Consider the following 20,683-nt stretch of genomic DNA (forward strand, 5'->3'; position numbering starts at 1 on the left):
CTGACGTCAGAACCGTGTATTTTGGTACTCTCTCATCTTTTGGTATAAAGGAACTAAAGTGAAACAGTTAAGACAAGTCGATACATTTTGGTACTCTCTCATCTTTTGGTATAAAGGAACTAGCTATACTGATAATGAAGTTGAAGAGATATTTTGGTACTCTCTCATCTTTTGGTATAAAGGAACCTCACAAGAAAAAACTATCACACTGGGCGAATTTTGGTACTCTCTCATCTTTTGGTATAAAGGAACTAAAACCATAGTACCATGACAGTATGATTAATTTTGGTACTCTCTCATCTTTTGGTATAAAGGAACTACATTTTTAGAATCTAAATCCAACAACCAATTTTGGTACTCTCTCATCTTTTGGTATAAAGGAACTGCCACCGCACAAATGCCAGCGGGTCAGTAATTTTGGTACTCTCTCATCTTTTGGTATAAAGGAACAGAAAAGAATTTAGATTATCTAAGTTTGTTATTTTGGTACTCTCTCATCTTTTGGTATAAAGGAACTCCGGTTTAAAATCGAATTCATCGCCGTATATTTTGGTACTCTCTCATCTTTTGGTATAAAGGAACTTAGACGTATAATAAAAGGTCGTGTCCGGCATTTTGGTACTCTCTAATCTTTTGGTATAAAGGAACATTAATATTATCAGTGATTCACCTATGCGGATTTTGGTACTCTCTCATCTTTTGGTATAAAGGAACATACAGAATGGACACTAAATTAAATAATAGATTTTGGTACTCTCTCATCTTTTGGTATAAAGGAACATTTGGTGTTGATGTAGAAAAGCAAAATAATCCAGCCAGTAAATGTCACTTTATTCTGGCATATTTTTCGAAACCACTGGTCAATTAAGCGACAGAATCTGTTTATTCCAGCACTTTTGTCAGTTTACTACAGCTACTAAAAAAAACCCATCACAATTTACGATAGGCTTGTCACGATACGTATGTAGTTAGTTTAAATTTGAGGTTAATCCTCTTCTTTAAGTTCAATAATTTCATCAGCTTCAAGAATCTTTATCATCTGAATAAGTTCTCCTTCTGCATAATCTCTCTCCAGCACATTGAATCCGAATTTTCCGTATAACCGAACAAGATAAGGAAGGTCTTTACATTCCAGCATGATAATTCTTCCACCTAATCTGACTTGTCCTTCGAAAATTTTAGCAAGACAATACTCCAGTACTTCTGATCCAGAAATAGCTCGTGGATGCATTTCATTTTTTCCAAGTTGTCCGATCAGTATGGAGGGGAACTCCGTGATACGACTCCCTCGCATATTAGCACTTAAGCCATCTAACTTTTTAACTTTATTTCCTGAAAGCATGCCTTCAGGGATCTTCAAAACCTGTATAGCAAGTGTGAAGTATGCGAGAATCTGAAACTCGTCTTTATTCTCATCATAAATAAAAAATGTTCTACTTTTACCTAGCTTTTCAAATTGAATCGCCTTACTTTTTAGAAAGTTTTCAATATCTGCATCTTTTTTGCAAACAAAAATAGAAATAAGTTCTTGAGCTTTAACCTCATCACTCATTTCTATTAGTCGTTTTAGCGAGATAACATTTGTTTTAATTTCTGCTCACCTCGCCTCTCTTTTTCAGGCGATACCAAGTTTCTATTTATTTTAATACTTTTTTTAGGAGTGGAAATAATTCTCTCGAATGACTCCACAGCCTTCTTCGTATTCAATGTAAAATCCTTATTAAAAGATGATGTAGCCATTCTAACCACTCCTTTGCTATTATAATATGCGAAGTTCAATAATTTATACGCATATTATAACACAATTTGACTTGATTGACTAGCTAGCTAATTCTGTTTGCTGGCAGATTATGACACTCTATTCTTACTTCAACTTCTTCATTTCTTTTTCATAGCGTGAAAGATCGAACGGGCGACCTTTATTTAAGACAAAATAGATTTCATCCAGTAATACCTGTGCGATCATTTCTTTGGCTTTTTTGGTACTATGACCGTTATCCTCTAACCTCTTCAAAGTAATCCCGGTTATCTTAGGATCATCCATGCGTAATTGTTCTTCTAAAATACCTAAAACTGTTGTTTTTAAATGTTCATTAGCCATATGAAACACTCTCCTTAAACAATTTTATTTATTTGTTTTAAAATTAGTACATATTTTTTTTATGTCAACGCTCAACGTCCACAGCACTTTTTAAATTTCTTCCCGCTTCCACATGGACAGGGGTCATTTCTGGATACATTTCTATACGGATTTTTGACGGGTTCCTGCTGGATGAACTCGTCATCATAATAATCCGAGTAAGCACTATATGATTGTGCCCCCGCTACCAGAAGTGACGTGTCCATCTTTTCCGGATCAAACATAATTCCGTCAATCTCATCGCTCATTTCCAATGGTGTATGACCTTGCAGCTGCCACTGGCGAGTTTGATTAAAAACATCTGCGTACAACTTCGCAAATTGATCAGCTTGCGATTTGTTTTTGAATAGTAACCTATCATCTTCTGTCAATTCTTCGACAACACTTACAAATGCACTGCCGACCTTCAAATTAAAATCTAAAATGTCCATTACTATATCAGAATCGACTGTCTGTTTTTTTACAAACTGTTTTAGTAATGTATATGAGTAGCTTTTGTTAACAGCTGAGTCCTTCATGTAGTGTTCAAGCTCTTCTTTAGAAGGAACATAATAATTTTTCCCTAAGTGGCTCTCGATGCTATTTCTAAATTTTACTGCCCCTTTTTCGTCTGTAAAATCAGAGCTTGCAATGGACTGATCATCCAGAACAAGATAGGAGCGGTCTGCCATTACAATATGAATGAGAGAATAGAACTTTTCGTAAGACTCAATGGTAAAAGGTTCGTCTGGAAAAGCTATGCGCCACAATGTCAAAATAAATTCCCTTGTGACTACTCCATATAAGTCAATGGCTGCTTTTATGAGACGCTTAATGTTGGTGAACTGTTGAATTTTGTCACTCTCACGGACCTTTTTAATATTATCAACAGTTTCTATCAGCTCATAAGAATGGACGGTACTCACTCGATCTGGTAACTGTTTGGAGTAGAGTAATCCCAGTCTAACTGCCACTGGGAAAACGGAGATATAGAACAGTGTTTTTTTATTGCTTATTTCATCTGTAGAAAACTCTTTATTCATAAAAGCTTGCAACAGTTCGATTTGTGAGCCGCTTAGTAAACAGACTCGCTCTTCAATTGTTTCTCTAATTTTATTTGAAATGGTTTGAACCATTTTTGCTTTTTTCCAGTTTTTCTTTATCTCGATTCCGTTTATTTCGGCTAGTTTGAGCAATCCCTCTTTCGTATAGGCACTGATACAATGTTCGAGGTGGTTAGATTTTGGAAAATGGTGAATTGAAAGATCCTCCAACGTCTCTTCTACCATCTGTACAAATAAAAAATGGTTAACTTCTTCTTCATATTCCTGTGCATATTGTTTATTCAAATGGTCCTCCATGGTATGAACACTCCTATCTCAAATGTCTGCTTCGAGTAAACTAATTGTAGCAAAAAAACAGATTCCCTTCACGCTTATTTCAATTTTCATCATAAGCAATCAACCTTAATAACTGACGACCCTAAAGATATACATTTGTATACACAAGTGGTACAATCTAAATGACAAATCATTAAGGATGGTGATATTTATGAGTATAAACAATGATAAAATCGAAAAGCAAACTAAGCGCTGGGGAAACAGTATTGGCCTACGAATTCCCAAAGAAATGGCCAGTGAATTAAATCTTGAAGAAGAGTCGGCAGTCTATCTCCAAGTTAAAGATGGCAAATTAATTGTCGAACCTAAAAAAGATCTTTCATTAGAGGAAATGGTTGATCTGATTAACGAAGATAATAAACAGGAATTGATAGACTTTGGCAATCCAGTCGGGAAAGAGTTGTATTGAGTATTCCTAAAGCTGGTGACATTATTCTAGTTAGTTTGGACCCTACAAAAGGTCATGAGCAAGGGGACTATAGACCTTGTTTAGTCATTAGTGAGACGTACTATAATAAACGGGTCAATATGTGTGTGGTATTACCCATTACGCACTCAAAGAAAGGCTACCCTTTCGAAGTGGAGTTACCTTCTTCTTTAATGACAAAAGGTGTCGTCCTTACTGACAGTATTAATACGATTGATATTAAAGCACGATCCTACAAAATTATTGAAAGACTGCCCTTACCCATTTTAAACACCTGCCGCAAGAATGTTGCAAAATTGATTGGCGCTTAATTCAATGAAAAAAGACCTTCCCCAGGTTGTATTAGTACTGGAGTGAAGGTCTTCTGTCTGTTTTTAAAAGGGCAAATCTAAATCTTTATCAGCATCGTCATTCTTCTCTTCTTCCAGCAGACCTTGTTCTTCTGCTTCTTCCATCGTTATACCGTATGGTGCTCCACCACTTGTATAGCCAGCGATGAAATAATAACTGTCACCGTAAAACTCCTTTTCAAGTTCTTCCCAGCTTTTTTCTATCCTCTTTCTCTTTCCCATTAAGATATACCCTTTCTTTCCATGTTGAATTAAACCAAATCCAATTTAAACCGTTCTTTCACTATATCAGTTGAATCATTCTCGTTTTCCATGACAAAGTAATAAGGCGCCAATGGATTGTATTGTTCGTTTAAAAGAACCAGTTTTTCTGTAAAGACGCGCTCACTGCTGGAAGGATTGACCCGATTTGCAATGAGCGAGAGTTCATTAGAAATCTTTTTACCTTGTTCATCTTCAAAGTAAAGAGTCAGACGTTTTTCTTTTTTCTCTTCACTTACGGGTTCTACTTGAAGAAAGTCCAGCCAGACCACGTTTGTTGTCAGTGTCCGTGTTTGGCTGATCAATGACACAGCCACTTCAGGTATTTCATTTCGACCACGGTCCGTCTTAATTCGCAGCAAGGGAACCATCATTTCCTGAGGCAAATGTCCGCCATGAACATACTGATTGCCTCCGCCCTGCAAGGCAAATCGATTCATACCCCTTGGGACTGAGATATAGCCAGATTTATCCAGTCGCTCAGACAAGGTAAAGTTTAGTCCAAGTGGGTAATCAGACTCGCTTTCCAAAAGGATAAAGCGTTTATTCTTTATCCAGGCATCCTCGACATTTTCAACCGTTACTTTGGCGCTTTTCGGAATCGTTCCTCGTGTATAGAGATACCCGTGATCAGCAGTGACTAGAAACGAGCTGATACTTAATTCATTAGTGAAGCGGTGCATTAAATGATTCAATTCTGCAATTGAATCTTTCGTTGCTTGAAAGACTTCTTGTTCAGTAGGCGTATTGTCTCCTATAGCGTCTATTTTGTCATGATAGATATAAATCAGTTTTTTCCCTTGAAGCTGTTCTCTTAATTCTTTTAGGTTCCATCTATTTATATCAGTGGCTTTAAGTGCAACAGCATCTGGGTGTCCGCTATTTTGCAATACAGCTTCGCGATTTTTCAACCCTTTAGTTGACTGGTCATCGACTAGAACCTGTCCATCATCTTTAAATTGAATGGCCTGGTGAGGAAGTAAACTGGCCATACCAATTGAAGTAATAGATGGCAGTTCCGTCTGCATCCAGTCCATCTCTCCATTGAATTTTTTCTCTTTCGTTAATTCAAGAAACAGTTCCTTACCAGCCTCATAACGCAATCCATCCGAGATGATAACGACGATTCGTCTGTCGTTTGCTATATATGGTTTCACTTCATTCTGATAGAAATTTGCCTGCAGCTTAGCCGGATCGAACACTGTCTGATCCAGATAATAGTCATCCCACTTGTCAGTGAATGCTCTCAGGTACTGATTGACGTACAGTCGTTCCATCTGATCTTTCACTTCAACGACCAGTTCTTTGTGAACGCTGGATAGGACATCATAATATTCATACATCTTACGGTACGCATGATCGACATGGTAAGCTGAATCACCGTAAAATGACCAGAGCTCAGAAGAATCAACAAGTGAACGCCAATCTGATTCGCATTCAACAGTATAATGATTGAGCTGAATGGCCCATTTAAGGAAGTGATAAAGGGGTTTAAATTCCTTGTACCACATCGTATTGCGACGCTTATCTAACAGAGGAATCAGACGATCCATTTCCCCGGCCTGCATATTGATCGACTGGGCTATTTCTTTAATAAGCTGGACATCAAACCACTTAAAGGTTTCAACGTTCGCAAGAGCCTGACTTGAAAAATCACTGAACAGGTTATCGAAGTCCCAGCCATTTTCAATCACAGTCGAGACAAAATAGTAGGCATCTTCTTTATCTTTCGTATTCATCCAACGGTTCATAAAGACAACGATCGGATTGCTTTTCTCAAGGACATACGGTCTTATTGCTTTAGGAAGCGGCTGATCCATTTCAGTAGATAGATAGGTAAAGAATACATGCTGCATCAGTTCGTTCACTGATACAGCCCCAGATACACTTGTGGACTGATTATACCCGGTCAGCTGGTCGATCATCTGCCAGAAAAGTGATTCGTCTCCGAACTTGACCAGCTGGTCCCACTTTTCTTCTTTTCCTTGCACAGCTTCTTCAAATAATTCTATTAAAGTAGCCATCCAGTCAGCTGAAGGAGCTTTAACTAACGAACCAAAAACCCCATATTCGACTACCTCACTTGTTTTGAATGGGCTCTGATCAAACAGTCTCTTGAATTGCTGCATCCGTGATTTCGCTCTGAAAAAGATAGGAAACTGATCGACCACTTGCGTCAACTCGGAATTATCCGGATCAATGCCTAGGGTGAGATATAGCTGACTCTTTTCATCTACTTTGAGTTCCTCACTGTAAAGCAGGACATCTAGCAGAGGATTTTCTTCCAGCGCCGGACGGTTCATGCAGAAGTACAGAAAAAGATGAGTGTCGTTTTTTTCTACTTCAACCACATAGTTTGTCAGAAAGAAATTGTGATCAGTCACTTTGAGCAATTGAATGGTGCCGTTTGTCTCGCACCATTCAGAAATAGACTTTCTGTAGCTTTCTTCTTTATCGAACAGATACATTATTTTACGCTCTTCCCCGTCTTTAAGAGGCGATAAAAAGTACTGGTCTATTCGGGTTAATACGTCTTCAGACAAAGGATCCTCTCCTTTCTACAGTTTTTCAAACACATTTAGTTTCTTGGGTTTTGACGATGAATCATCACTAATTTCAATATCCTGAAACTTCTCGTAATTCACTTTGACCCCGTCATCCAAGTCCAGATCGATCTGCTGCTTGGCTACATGATCGATGACCTGATCGTATTGTGCCAGTTCCTGACGATCTTTCGTGTAGTCGTCAATCAGTTTTTGTGCACGTGACTTTTGAACCTGTGTGCTGGACTCGTCCCTGATAACCTGAGTTTCGTGCTGAATCAAGTTATCGATAACTTTTGCCTCGTGTAGTACATAATCCGTACGAAGCTGAGCCACTGTGTGCTTATGGTAGCGATGCAAGTACATCAGTCCTTTAAAGGCACCCCGCTTGCCACTAGTAAATTGCCAGTAAATGGGACGTTTCTGATAAATTTTGACATGGTCTTTATAGAATTCTTTCATGAAATAACGACGAATACGGTCACGAGAACTTTCTGTTGCTTTTTTAGTCAACGCTTCGGCAATGAACAGTAGATTCTCCTCTAAAGTCTCTTTACCGTAAATGACAACCAGTAACTCTTCCACTTTTTTCATGATGTCATCACTGAAGTACTGATCTTCTGTTAATGGAATAATATTTGTCTCGTCCGGCTGATAAGAAGTATATAGACTGTTGTCCCAGTCTCCACCAGCGTATGCTAAACCTTTAGAATCAAGTGAATAACGACCGAACATGACTCCGACTAGATAAGATAAGAAGCTCTTCACATCACGATCAAGTTTAGCTTTTCTAACCGTTACATCCTTCTCTTCCACTTCAGGTGTTAACTCATCTTGTAGACCATAGATATCAATAAAAATACGATTCAACTCTTCTTCGTTTTCTTTGAGTTGGCTGAAACGTTCATTAGTAACTTCTTTCCATTTTAAGAAACTATCATTCATTGAAGAAGTTTCTTTGTATGTTATGAATGGATATTCTTCAAAGTCCCAGGATGTCTCGAAAGAATCCCAGTCTCTTTTGGATATATTGCTATTTATGTCTACAAGTTCATAGACACTCTTCATTTCCGAAAAAATAATAGGCATATTTCGGATATCCTTAACTTGATAATTCAAAGTAGGATTAAAAAAATTTGATAATTTGAAATAAACTTTTGAATTTAATAGTCCCAAAATATAATTAAAGTTTTGTTCATCATTAATGAAAACTGAAGACCCGCCCTTATCGTATGTAGATCCAGTTGTAAGAATCCTGAAACTAGGAAAACTTGATGTAATTAATCCCCAAGTTATGCCTTTTTTATACCAATACTCTTTTGGAACTATTTGAGATGCATGTCCAGTTTGATATATTTTTCTTGCCTCCGGTGTCCAATTAACTACATTAGTTAGATTTCCATACCATTTATTATACCCTCCACCTTTCGCGTAAAAGATCCACTTATTTTCTTGGCCAACTGACAGATTTTTTACTTCCCAATGTAGTCTTAAAAATTTTGAATTATTCCCTGTAACATTTTGACTAGCTGTAGTAGTATACTCATAAATTGTTTTATTTCCATCAAAGATATTAAATATCTCTTCACTCGCCCAATAAGCTATAGGACTTCCTGGGATTTTGCTGAATTCACTGGAGTCTATAATATTATATCTATGCTCTGTAACAGGGAATTTTTCTGGATAATTATTTGAAATGTTTTCAATTTTTACATAGTTATAGATTCCTTTTAATCCAGTTACTTTTTTTCTAAAAACTGTTGCTGCTGTTCCAAAAGCTATTCCCATCACCATATTATCCATATGAGTCATTGTTACTAATGAATAGTTATCTACAATCTTCTTCCTGAATTTTTCATAAGAAGATAAAAACATCCATGACTGCATAGTAACGTTAGAAACTATTCCACTTTCTTTAATCAGATTAAACATCTGCTTCATCATAACTGCAAACAAGTCACTTTTCTCATCTGGATAATACTTAGTCAAATACTTTTTAAGTTTTGCATCCATGCCCTTGCTTCCCATATATGGTGGGTTAGTTACTACTACATCATAACTTTTTGCTAATAAGTAGTACTGATCAATTAAATCTTCGATGATAGGAAACAAATATTCAATTAGCTCTGTAGTTAGAAGATCTAAATCAGCCTCATCTCTGGTATAAGCGATCTGATTTCCAATTAATGAAATATCTATTGGAGGTACTTGAATGATAGAACCGTATAGTTTCGCATCTTCAAATACATTCACTAATTTTGATATTTCTTCTAAGACGTTCTCGTTATCATCAGCGAACAAAGTAAGTTGTTCAGCATTAATGGTATTACTCTCTTCTATACTATGCACATGAACATTATAGTCACGACTGAAAAGTCTGCGGTCGTATTCTCTGGCTTTCATGAGTAGAGCAAAAGTGGCCAGTTGTGCGGCACGTTTATCTATATCAAGTCCAAATAAATTGTTTTTTAGAATAAGTTTAGGGATCTCTCTTTCACGGTAGCCTCTGGACAAATATATTTTATGAAAGACTTCAAAGGCGTAGACCAGAATGTGTCCTGATCCGCAACTCGGATCCAGAAAAGAAACCTTTTCAATATCCAAATTCGGATCAGTTAATTCATTCAACTGCTCGAGTACTGATTCTTCCTGCTCCGCATCATCTAAGTAATAGCTAAGTGACGACTTAAAGCTCTCATCTGGATGAGACTCCAGCCATAACCTTCCTAGGGAATTGTCTACCATGTATTCTACTATCCATCGGGGTGTAAACAATTGAGTAGCTGGACCAATCTCTTTTTTGCCGATTTTTTTATTTTTCTTGAGATTCTTAAACACATCATCTTTTTCTTCAGAAATATAAAACTGATACAGCCACCCGACGATTTCAACTTCTTTCCAGCTTTCCTCGTCTACCATATCAATGATATCTCTAATGACACTGTTCTCGTTCAATAAATTATCCGGCAGCAGTAGTGCCATTGCGTCTGATATAGGTTCAAAGACGTTTGGTAAAATGTCACCCAGTTTATTACTTTGCTGGATGAGCAGGTACTGATAGAGATTGTTCAACTGATTCTCTTCTTTTAATTTGTAGACATGGTCTTTTTTCAGGTCCAGTTCATCTGTCAGCTGTAGTACATCTGTCAAGGCATCCGGTTCTTTTTTGCCTTCTTTTTCGGATGACAAGATACGCATACCTATCGGGAGAAAGCTATTTACTTCCATGTAGCGGAGAGCGACGAAGCGGTTGAACCACGTGTATGCCGCTTCGCTCATGACCGCTTCATAGCCGTCCATCGTAATCCGGTTCTTCAAGTGAGTGTATTGTTTACGTTCTCTTTCACCCATGACCGTTCCGTTAATAATCAAGCCGTCTTCCAATTCCTGCAAAGGTTTAATTGAATCGTTTGTAATACCGAAACTGTAGGCTTTCTGTCTAACAGCTGCTTCGATATCTCTGCGTGCTTTCATCGCAAATTGTTTTAACTGCGTTTTGTTCACTTTCATGCTCCTTTACAGTAATTTGATGACATCTGCATCGTTCAAATAATCGAGTAAGGTGTCACGAAGATTATTCACATAATTATTGATATCTTCTTCTGACCTTAACTCTGTATAGGCTGTCGGATAGATTTCTGCTTTGTCAATAATTGTAGACTTCTCTTGTTTGATTGGACTGACAGGTTTAACCAGTTTCTCTTCTTTAGCTTGATGAGCAGTTTCTGTGGCTGGTGCAGATTGAGTCGCCACTCTTGCATTCTCTTCTTCCAATTGTCTCGCAATCTCATTTTTCGTTTTTTCCACTTCTTTAAAAAGTGTAACTTTGACCGTATTACTTAAGTCTTTTGCGGATTTCAGATCTCTAACTGTTCCGGCGGAAGTCACTTCCTGTTCCAAGTTACTGAACTGAAACTTTACTTTCCGGTAAATTTTATGATAATCTTCATGACCATCCAGAGCTTCCAGCTGTTTAAGTATATCGGCTTGATCATTTTCAATTTCTTTACTGATCGGTTGAGCAACATTTTCCAGTTCATCCGTGTATTCAGCATTAAATTGACTGGACCACTCGCTCAGCTCATTCATCTTACGGTACGGACGGGCCATATCCATAATAGCTTTCATTTCATCATAAATATGTTTGAGCTCACCATTGTCAATGTAATTACGATCTTTTTCAAAACGCAAGACTTGAGAGTGTGCTTTATCGTAGATGTCACGCTGGTTCTTGAAAAAGCCTCTGACATCTTCCAGATCAGAAAAATCGTCTATCAAGTCTTCGCCTGTTTCTACGAAATGATTAAGGAAATCCCGCGAATCATTTATATTCCCCAGACGTTCGACATGATTCAGCGTTTCCTGAACCAATTGACGGTCGGGATAATGCCCTTCTCTATAGTAGCTCAATAGATTTTTTAATTCTTTTTCTTTCCCGCTTAATTTCTCTGATAAAGTCGCTGAAATTTCATCTTCTTTGTCACCGATAGAGGTAATGCCAAACAGTTCATTAGACACGTTTTTCACTTTTTTGATGAAGCCCGCATCCAGGGTCTGGCGTTTGATGACAAGCAGCTTTTCCTGAGTGGCTTTTCGTGTAATATCTCGAGTAAAGGCAGTTTCTTCCGGTTTCAGTTTGCGGTTATTAAGCGTGAAATGGACTTTTTCCAGCTTGATCATGCGAACGAGACTAGCCAGAATATCGAATTCTTTCCAGCCATAGGGTTCTTTAGTGAATCGTTGAATCAGTTCCAGTAATGTAATGGACTTGTTCAATTCATTCTGCATGTTCAAATAGCTTTCAATTTCATTCGTCGCCTGATTATTGTCATCTTCATAGTCTTCCAGCATCGAGACGTTCTGATCGACACATAAACGCTCCAGATCGTGGCGATCGAAGTTTTTCTCGATATACATCAATTTCGGATAAATAGTTGAAACAAGGGTCTGTAATCCCTGACTGATCCGCTGTTCAGGTGAGCCCACGGTTTCAACGACCGATCCATTGACGATTATATCCGCTTCACTTATGGCTTCTTGCAGTTTTATAAGCGATACTTTTTCCAGCTGGCTACGCTCAGCGGCTTTTCGGCTTCTGATACTGTCTTGGACAGGGGTCAGAGACTGAGTGTTCTGACTTCTTAAGTATTGATTGATTTTCTTCCACTGTCTGATTTCTTTAAATGTTTCTTCTTCCGGTAACCGGACGATCACTTTATCTGATTCCCGCTGGGATAATGCCAGTACGGCCGGTTCTTCATGATATTCAGAATAAGACGTAATGAAGCGCACGCCAAGTGAAGTCGGTGAATTTTTAATCGGACGGTCATCGATCCACTGAGACAAATCCATCAGATAGGATACTTGTGGACGATCAGCAAAGGGTTTGTAATCGAATTTCTTCAAGTCCAGGACTTCATTACTGAGTCGTCTGCCGGCATCGATTAAATAATCTGAAGTCGGAATCGATACATTTTCAATTTCTCGGTTGATATCCTGCTCTTCATTGGTTAAGAACAGGTATTTGTTTCCGATACGCTGAATCAGAAATTCATCTTCAAGTAAATCTAATGAATGCTTGATTTGCTTGTTCAACACAATCAGGTCCTCATCGATTGATGAAATCATCAGTGTGGTCAAGTTTTTCAGGGTGCCTGGCATTTCATCTACGTACCGTACGAGGAAAAGAAGTTTCAGTACCGCAACATCAAAATCATTTAGGGCATTGTTCTGCTCAGCTTTAATGATTGTCGAGCGGACAGAGTGTTCCAGAGCCTGCTCGATATTGTCATAAAAGACGTAGAACGGAATCAGTGTGTTCAAGTCTTGTTCTTTATGTTGAATCGTTGCCTGTTGAATCGCTTCAAGCAGATTACGTTCGCCATCAGACAAATGCTTTCCTGCAGATCCGTGCTCTCTTATGCCGGTAAAGACTTTCTGCAGAAGATTGAACTGATAAGGGACAAACGGATAAACTTTTGAGAAGTCGTCGCTACTCTGATAAAAATGCATGGTTGCGGCTTCTTCAAATTCCAATTTGTTTTTCAGGACGATTTCATTTTCATTATAAATGGACAGCAGCTTGGAACGTGCTTCTGCTTTTTTCTCCAGAAGTCTGATTTTAATGACCTCATCAGCATTCGCACTGCTTAAGCTTACACGCGTATTGAAACGTCCCTGAATTTTAGAAAAGTCAGTAGAGGACATCTCGTCACTCAAACTGTTGATGTCCTGCTGGGAAGTTACTAAGACCCAAACTTTTCCATGACAGTATTTGCCCAAATCTTCAACAACAGTCTGCATGTTAAGCATCAGTTCTGTGTTTTCGGCAATGTACTGCCCGACTTCATCAACTGAAAAAATCAGACGGTAATCGTCTTCTTTAGTCTCCACATAGTCTTTAATGCGCTGAGCAAAACGTTCAACTGAAATCGAATAGCTGTCTTCTCCATTTTCCAGCCAGCGAGCGGCATTCTTATCAGAGATACCTGCTGCTTTTGCTAATGCAATTTCTGTTTCATCGGAATGATAAAAAATCGACTCACGCTCTTCCAGCCAGGCTAAACCCGTTTCTTCTTCGAAGTAGGTTTTGAAAGCTTCGTACTGTCCTTTTTGATCTAATGTCTCTTCCAGCTCAGCCAGCCAAGGAATGCTTGCAGAATACCCGCGCATTTCATTGAATACTTTGTTGAACACTTTGACGATGGCAGTCTTATTCTGCTTGCTGTCAGAATCGGCTTTCGAATCGATATTGAACAAAACGACCTCGCTGGGATGAAGTGTGGCCTTTTCCATTTGCTTATGTAAATCGTTTCCGTTTACTTTATCTTTGAAGTAGTCTATGGGTCTCATACCATCCACTTCCAAATGTGACTGCAGAAGATAAGAAAGAATTTTCAAGAAGTGTGATTTCCCTGAACCAAAAAATCCGGAAATCCAGACACCGACTCTATCAGTTGGATGATCATATGATTTATTATACGCATTATAAAACGTGTCGAAATGTTTCTTTAATTCATCTGTAACGACGTATTCTTCAAGTTCCTTTTTCATCACCGCTTTATCCTGCTGGCCGATTTTGATGACCCCCTGGATATCTCGATTGATGTCTTTTTTAAACAGCTGCTCTATGTTCATCGAATGTCCTCCTTTTGTTTAATTTTCAATTAGTTTAAACGCTCTATAGTAATTATCATCCAGGAAACGGGAGAATAGTCTCAAGCTTCCGTTGTCGTACCGACCGGGATAGAATAGAATGAGTGGTTTCTTTTCAACAACAGTTTGAAGATTGTTTAAAATAGTATGTGAGCGAATAACAGGATAAGCTTTTCCGACACCGGTCAGAAAAATCATGGCTTCTTCATCCATGTGTTCCCTAATATAATTGACGACCCAATCGTTGTCAGTCGCTAACTTCAATGCTTTTTTCATTTTATCGTAAAGAAATTCACTGCCCTTTTTTTCTTCCATTTTAAAGTTTTTGTCCATAAAACCGCGCTGATGGAAAAACTCTAAAACAATATCATATAAATCAAACTCCTGGATTTTAACAGTGTTATCTTGAGACTGGATATGTTTCTTTATATACGGGATAGCGTTTCTGACAATCAGTTCGTCTTCAGGTTCGTAGTCAAAAATATAAAAGCCCACTTCATTACCTAATCCTTTGTTGGATAATACCTTCGGATCAGCCAATTTTTCGTTTAACTCTTCCAGTCTAACTGAGATATCTCTCACTGCATAACCTCCCCTAACAAAACTTCTACAAGTTGTTTTTCTTTATTTCTCTTTAAATATCGTTCGACATCAGGCGCAATGATAGGACGCTGCAGTCTGATTTTTTCATCTTCACTGCTTGCGTATTCCGCATCGACTAGTGTTTGATGATACGCATTGGCTAATCGTTCAATGGTACTGTCTTTCCATTTTCCCACTGTCTCATTTTGTTCCACCTTTTTATCAAAAAAAGTGAGTGTATCGTGTCTATGAATGACATAATCAAGTGTCAGCCATTTATCCAATACGACTTCACGCATCCATTCGTAAAACAGTGTGTCTTTACTTGATATGGCATATAGTAAAATAAGTTTGCTCGTCTGAGAATCACTGACTAAAAAATGTTCAAATAAAAAGTCATCTAAATGACCTAAACGTTTCTTTATTTCATGATAAAACCTGTTCCGTCTATCCTTACTTTGAAGGCCTAGCACGTTATCTTCTACAACTTTCACCTTGATCAAGTCTTCATCTAATCCTTCATCAATCAAGGAAGCAATCAGTTTAGTTTCTCTATACATAAATGGTCGAGTATTTAAAGTGGTCGTATATTTTTTGTTCACTATCTTCCGCTCTTTTCTAAAAGACTTTAATACCTTCAAGTATACCATTTTCTACTAACTCATTGAACCGTTCATAAAGAAAAATCACCTCTCTATTAGAAGTGATTTGACATTATTTGCAATTGATCAGAATAGTCTTTGATTTTGGCGTTCAGCTGAGTAGCGTTTCTCACAACAGAATCTCCATGTACTACCTGATTGATTTAGAGACTTTCAAATTATTTGAGTAGGCTAAGGCGTTCATTTGAAATGCCTGCCTTATTTGTCAGTTTCTTCGAGAGTTAATTGTTTTTTGAGCAACTCTGATACTTTCTTCTCATTCATCGTTCCTCTCACCTCCTGCAATTGATTTTTATACTACAGTTATACTAATTTGAAGCATAATTGTCATGAAAACTTTACCTTCTAATAAATGTTACTTCTACACTATTGACTATTATTACAAGAAGTAACTTTTTCTCTAGTTATAAAACAACTATCGAGATTCGTTTTTATTTGATTAAAATGATTCTTTTTAATCAAATAAAGTGGGATGATGAATTGGACTTAATTTTTAGGAGGACTAAATGATGGGTGCAATAAAGGGAATTGATTTTTTACCACCTAAAGTAACCCTTGCTCAAGCGCTTCAACTGTATAAGAAAATCGCAATAATAAAATCGTCTGTTGGAAAATTGAATTCAGATTTAGAGCATTCTGTTGTGAACTCTCAGCTAATACAGATGCTCAGTTTAAAAGAGTCTGTACAGTCTACTCGAATCGAAGGTACTCAAGTTACTTTTGCAGATATGATAGAAGAATCTACTAAGAAAAACAAAAGTAGTGAAGTAACAGAAGTAATGAATTATATGGAAGCACTCTCTAAAGGTATCGACATTATTAATACTGGGACACCCATTTCTTCTCGTTTGATAAAACAGCTTCACAAAATTTTGATGGGTAAAAATACAAGTGGAACGACTTCTGCTTCTGGTGAATTTAGATCTATTCAAAATTTTATAGGACCTTCTAATAAACTTGAAGATGCTGTTTATATACCAGTGGATGCAAACCAGATTGGTGATTACATGACTAATTTAGAATATTTTATTAATTCTGAAAAGCATCGTTCGTTTGAAAGAACATTTGATAGTGATTCTGAAGTATTACTCGACGAAAGTTCTGATACATTAATTAAAACTGCTATTATGCACGCACAGTTTGAATCTATCCATCCATTTTTAGACGGAAACGGTCGGATGGGAAGAATTCTTATTGTTTTGAATACTATGCAGGATAGTTTGATAAATAAACCAGTTTTTTTCGTCAGTGAAGAACTTGAAAAAGAAAGAATCAGATACTATAATCTTTTAAATGGAGTAAGAGGCGAGAATCCGGACTGGTTTGCTTGGATCAATTTCTTTTTAGATGCTTGTCAGCGGATGGTTGATAGTATGCTTGTTAAGCTAGAAAATATAAAAGATTTAGCGAATAATGGATTATCAAAAATCAAAAGCGAAAGTACAATAAATCATATCTGGCTTGCTACATTTTCCCACCCGTCTTTATCTGTGAGCGATGTAGCTAATAAATTAAATATTGCAGTTTCAACGTCTAGAAATGGATTGAATAGATTAGTTCAATTAGGATTGATAGACGTTGATCACTCGAAGAAAAAAAACAGAGTATATGTTAATAATGATTTATTAAGGCTGCTTTAAATAATTTTTACAAGCTAGCACAAATTTGCGAATAGTCTGCATTGTCTTACTCAAAAAAACTCGTATTTGTTATTAACATTGACCTGTTAGGTACCGTTAAAGAAGGTGACTTTATCCTAGGTCCGATTTTAGAATTGCAGAGCGGTCATAACCGAATTATAATCTGGGGTTAAACAGAATACGAAAAGAGCATCAGTCTGTTTTGACTGGTGCTCTTTTATGATGCACTGTTTAGAATTTATTACTTGTTAAACCGTCTGTTTTGTATTTCTTTATCCAGCAACTTATGCGCTTTTTTTGATCCGCGTTCCAAATCACGGTCACGTTTTCTGGTGTGATAGTCAGTAAACAAACTGTCCAGATCATAGCCTTCTGGATAAAGTTCGCTGGCTGAGCCTTTCAGCTCCACTCTTTTACGCTTAACTGACTGTATCTGGTCTTCCAAGAATACTTGAATGCTCGAACTCCCTTCATCAGAGTAAACCAACCCAATCTTATCTCTATCTTTCAGTAAGACACGGTCCCCTTTTTGGAACCTCATTTCTTTTGGAAGCCTCATCGCCAGTTTCTGTTTTTGAGTTGCAGCTGGGAAACTAATCTTTTCTGTAGCGTATGATTTGTTTTGAATATACTCAGCAGCTTTCTTTAATAATCCTTCTGGCATGTGCATCTTTCTAGCAATCCATAGTGCCTGGCTCTCGCCCACTTCTCCAACCTGCAAAATATATTTAGGCGTTAACGTGTCCGGATCGAAAGCCATGGCAGCTGGTAGAATATCAGCGTGACTTTCTGCAAACTGTTTGATTTCTCCATAATGCGTCGTGGTAACGACTAGCGCGCCTTTTTTGTAGAGAGTTTCCATGATAGCAATAGCTAAAGACGCGCCTTCATTCGGTTCTGTTCCGCTTCCCAATTCATCCAGCAGAACCAGCGTATACCGTCCAACTTTAGTTAAAATCTCTGATATATTTTTCATGTGACCTGAAAAGGTACTGAGTGCATTTTCGATCGCCTGCTGATCACCTATGTCCACAAAGAGGTGATCCATAATGGCGATCTCAGTGCCAGTCTGAGCCGGGATCTGAAGACCGAACATCGTCATGACAGTCAATAGCCCGACCGTTTTCAAGACGACCGTTTTTCCACCCGCATTGGCACCCGTGATGACCAGTCCACGGTAAGACGTACCCAGCTCGAAATCCAGTGGTACGCTCTCTCCTTTCAGCAGCGGATGCTTCCCCTGGATGATAGTGATTTTTTCATCCTTATTGACCAGAGGTGTCACTCCACTAATGAATCGGCTGTATTTCGCACGTGCAAATATGATGTCAAATACTGTGACCAGTTCAATGGAATCATCTATAGAAGCGTCCATTTCATTCAGATATCCTGTCAGTTCAGCCAGAATCTGGAATTCTTCCGCCTGCTCTTGAGTTTTTAACAAAGAGATCTGTTCGTTCAGCTTGGTCACTGCGGCAGGTTCAATATAGGCTGTCGTTCCTTTATTTGATTGTTCAACAATATTACCTGCTACTTTGTTTTTGTAAGATGCGTTTATGGGTATAGTATAGTGCTCGTTCTTATTGATGATCAAGCTTTCCTGGATCATGGTCTTGTTTTTAGGGTTTGAAAGGAACTTGGATAATCGGGTCTCTATTTCCTTTTCCTTATCGCTGATTTGCTTTCTTAATTTTCGCAGAGTGCTAGATGCATCATCTGCTATTTTTTGATGGTGTATCTTCTGGTAGATCATTTCTTCTATATTCAGAAAACTCTCCAGTCCTTTGCTGTAATGATACAAAAGCGGTGTCTGGAATTGGTTTTTCTCAAAGAACTTCTGAATCATTCGAGTACTCCGCAGAAAATCAGCGATTTCGATCAGTTCTTCTGGAGTCAGAAGCATCCCTTTTATGACATGCTGCATCAACCGTTTGATCTGACTTAAGCCCATAAACGGGACGTGCTGACCGCTGTCGATAATCAGTCGGGCTTCTGACGTTTCCTGAAGTTTTGTCTCAACAGCAGATAAATTGGAGTCTGGTAGAGTTTGACTGATTACTTCCTTAGTGTAGTTTCCAATCGCATAGCTTGTAACGTCTTGAATAATCTGGTCAAACTGTAATTTTATTAATGTGGTTTTATCGTTCATTCGTCTCTTCCTTTCTTGAAAGAGATACCTGTTCAGGAATAAATAAGAGCATAGTCTATTGTTTTTGGGTACACAAAAAGACGACAGTTAGTCATACTATCGCCTTAGAATTTAATATTCTATAGTTTTCGACAGGTATCACTTATAAGCATGCCAAATAAACCTTGGTAATTCGGGTTCTTTGCTATTCAACTTACGGGTTAGATACCTGCTACACTCACAAAATTATCTCCATTCGACTTGTCTTATTCATATCCATTTGTAATATATCAAGTACCGAATGATCTGTCAACTGCTTCTAAGCTTGAAGATTATTGTTTCTCAGTCCCTCTCAAAATCCCCCTGATCAAAGTAAGGCTGGAGATAATCTACAAGTTCATCGTACAAGGCAGGAAATGCATTCGATCCAGATTTTTCGACGGTCGCTCTGTCATCAAATTCCAGTCTCATTTCCCACTGCGTGCCGTCCAGTATATTCGGGTCGTGATAAGTTTCATTCCAGTATAAGACGAATAAGTCATAGAAAAGCATCGTTTTGATATCCTGCCATTCACTCAGCATGATCCGGAACCTCACGTCTACCCTGTCCTCCGTGTTGCCGTAAGGAGAGCTGACGATCAGATCAGCATACCCGTCCCTTTCTTCCACTTTTATAAACTGGGAGCCGCCAAAAAATCCGCCTTGAGAAAAGTAAAAGGTGTCGCAGTGTTTTTCAGGCGCGAGTGTTGAATCGCTTACGTTCACGCCAAATGTTTCAGAACAGTTCAGACAGATATATTTCTCTGAGTATGATTTTGTATTTTCGTTAGTCGCTTGTTCTTCTACTGCTGCTTGACCACAGTATGGACAGCGCTTGTCCGTCATAAAGACCACTCCTTCTTGGTAATCCTGTTAGATCTATTATATTACTTTGATTAGTAGGTTAGACTGTCGATTTGACTAGTCTCTAAGTCATAGCGGCGCATGTCCATTGAGCCATCGTCAATCTCCCTATCGTATCGGATGCGTGAACCTGCTCTGGTTGCGTTCCGGTATGATCTGTGACAAATACCCAACTGGTCGGATGTTAAAAGTTATCTTGTCCCAGTGTGTAAACCAGCGCATCATCCGTTGGTGTTTAGAGTGCTATCAGACTGGATAAGAAGGCCTCAGTATAGTCTGATAATGCTGTCACTCGGCATAATATACCGGTATTTATTACTGAATAGTATACCAGACAACCCGCTTACTTTAAAGGCTGTGACGGTCAATGTCGGTCTACCAAAAAAAGCCTACCCAATAGTACGGCAAGCTTGATTATTGAATCTCTACCTATAAACTAGACACATTAAAAAAACAATATTATGCAGTCCATAGAAGGTGATCCCGATAAGCTACTGGGGTCATCTTCTTTAA

The 20,683-nt window shown here is 38.2% G+C and carries 15 protein-coding genes and 1 CRISPR repeat array (1 of these 16 only partly in view); of the genes, 3 read left to right on the forward strand and 12 right to left on the reverse strand.

The annotated features are described in order from the left end of the window. A CRISPR array of direct repeats spans positions 1-780; the repeat unit is 36 nt; unit sequence ATTTTGGTACTCTCTCATCTTTTGGTATAAAGGAAC (it extends 4,803 nt beyond the left edge of the window). A gap of 205 nt (positions 781-985) precedes the next feature. The 4 genes from CLV38_RS00935 to CLV38_RS14160 form a co-directional block, all read right to left on the reverse strand. Then, complete coding sequence (locus CLV38_RS00935; protein ID WP_106190302.1) at positions 986-1,552, reverse strand: hypothetical protein; 567 nt, start codon at positions 1,550-1,552, stop codon at positions 986-988. 14 nt (positions 1,553-1,566) lie between these two features. Further along, positions 1,567-1,740 carry a hypothetical protein gene (locus CLV38_RS13675; RefSeq protein WP_170068771.1) on the reverse strand — a complete coding sequence of 58 codons (174 nt, stop codon included), beginning with the start codon at positions 1,738-1,740 and terminating at the stop codon, positions 1,567-1,569. A 124-nt stretch (positions 1,741-1,864) separates the two neighbouring features. Next, positions 1,865-2,101: a hypothetical protein gene (locus CLV38_RS00940; RefSeq protein WP_106190304.1), complete on the reverse strand. Its 237-nt coding sequence runs from the start codon at positions 2,099-2,101 to the stop codon at positions 1,865-1,867. Between the two features lie 71 nt (positions 2,102-2,172). Then, entirely contained in the window at positions 2,173-3,468 is a 1,296-nt protein-coding gene (locus CLV38_RS14160; RefSeq protein ID WP_170068772.1) for a YecA family protein, read from the reverse strand. A gap of 202 nt (positions 3,469-3,670) precedes the next feature. On the opposite strand from CLV38_RS14160, the gene CLV38_RS00950 reads away from it, so the two are divergent. Both CLV38_RS00950 and CLV38_RS00955 read left to right on the forward strand, forming a co-directional pair. After that, positions 3,671-3,928, forward strand: a complete 258-nt coding sequence (locus tag CLV38_RS00950; protein ID WP_170068773.1) for an AbrB/MazE/SpoVT family DNA-binding domain-containing protein — start codon at positions 3,671-3,673, stop codon at positions 3,926-3,928. Continuing rightward, entirely contained in the window at positions 3,925-4,257 is a 333-nt protein-coding gene (locus CLV38_RS00955; RefSeq protein WP_106190311.1) for a type II toxin-antitoxin system PemK/MazF family toxin, read from the forward strand. The genes CLV38_RS00950 and CLV38_RS00955 overlap by 4 nt, the downstream gene beginning before the upstream one ends. Positions 4,258-4,320: 63 nt before the next feature. On the opposite strand, the gene CLV38_RS00960 is transcribed toward CLV38_RS00955, so the two are convergent. From CLV38_RS00960 to CLV38_RS00985, 6 genes are read right to left on the reverse strand one after another with little or no spacing between them, the layout of a single operon-like run. Beyond that, entirely contained in the window at positions 4,321-4,518 is a 198-nt protein-coding gene (locus CLV38_RS00960; RefSeq protein WP_106190314.1) for a hypothetical protein, read from the reverse strand. A gap of 29 nt (positions 4,519-4,547) precedes the next feature. Then, positions 4,548-7,100 carry a BREX-1 system phosphatase PglZ type A gene (gene pglZ / locus CLV38_RS00965; protein WP_106190316.1) on the reverse strand — a complete coding sequence of 851 codons (2,553 nt, stop codon included), beginning with the start codon at positions 7,098-7,100 and terminating at the stop codon, positions 4,548-4,550. 15 nt (positions 7,101-7,115) lie between these two features. Further along, entirely contained in the window at positions 7,116-10,604 is a 3,489-nt protein-coding gene (gene pglX, locus CLV38_RS00970; protein WP_170068774.1) for a BREX-1 system adenine-specific DNA-methyltransferase PglX, read from the reverse strand. A gap of 12 nt (positions 10,605-10,616) precedes the next feature. Further along, the gene (brxC, locus tag CLV38_RS00975; protein WP_106190321.1) at positions 10,617-14,237 is read right to left on the reverse strand and encodes a BREX system P-loop protein BrxC; all 3,621 of its coding nucleotides are present in this window, start codon (positions 14,235-14,237) and stop codon (positions 10,617-10,619) included. An 18-nt stretch (positions 14,238-14,255) separates the two neighbouring features. Continuing rightward, complete coding sequence (locus tag CLV38_RS00980) at positions 14,256-14,837, reverse strand: DUF1788 domain-containing protein (protein ID WP_106190323.1); 582 nt, start codon at positions 14,835-14,837, stop codon at positions 14,256-14,258. Continuing rightward, positions 14,834-15,439 (reverse strand): DUF1819 family protein, encoded by a 606-nt coding sequence (locus CLV38_RS00985; protein WP_170068775.1) that lies wholly within the window; start codon positions 15,437-15,439, stop codon positions 14,834-14,836. Before CLV38_RS00985 ends, CLV38_RS00980 begins: the two co-directional genes overlap by 4 nt. 566 nt (positions 15,440-16,005) lie before the next feature. Between CLV38_RS00985 and CLV38_RS00990 the strand changes: the two genes are divergently transcribed. Next, positions 16,006-17,139, forward strand: coding sequence for a Fic family protein (locus CLV38_RS00990; protein ID WP_106190328.1), 1,134 nt, complete (start codon positions 16,006-16,008; stop codon positions 17,137-17,139). Positions 17,140-17,380: 241 nt separating this feature from the next. On the opposite strand, the gene CLV38_RS00995 is transcribed toward CLV38_RS00990, so the two are convergent. Beyond that, positions 17,381-19,288: an endonuclease MutS2 gene (locus CLV38_RS00995; protein WP_106190330.1), complete on the reverse strand. Its 1,908-nt coding sequence runs from the start codon at positions 19,286-19,288 to the stop codon at positions 17,381-17,383. A 321-nt stretch (positions 19,289-19,609) separates the two neighbouring features. Beyond that, a complete protein-coding gene (locus CLV38_RS01000; protein ID WP_106190333.1) occupies positions 19,610-20,152 on the reverse strand; it encodes a hypothetical protein in 543 nt (180 codons plus the stop codon). Positions 20,153-20,683 lie beyond the last annotated feature (531 nt).

Source organism: Alkalibacterium olivapovliticus (assembly GCF_003003275.1).
Taxonomy (GTDB): domain Bacteria; phylum Bacillota; class Bacilli; order Lactobacillales; family Carnobacteriaceae_A; genus Alkalibacterium; species Alkalibacterium olivapovliticum.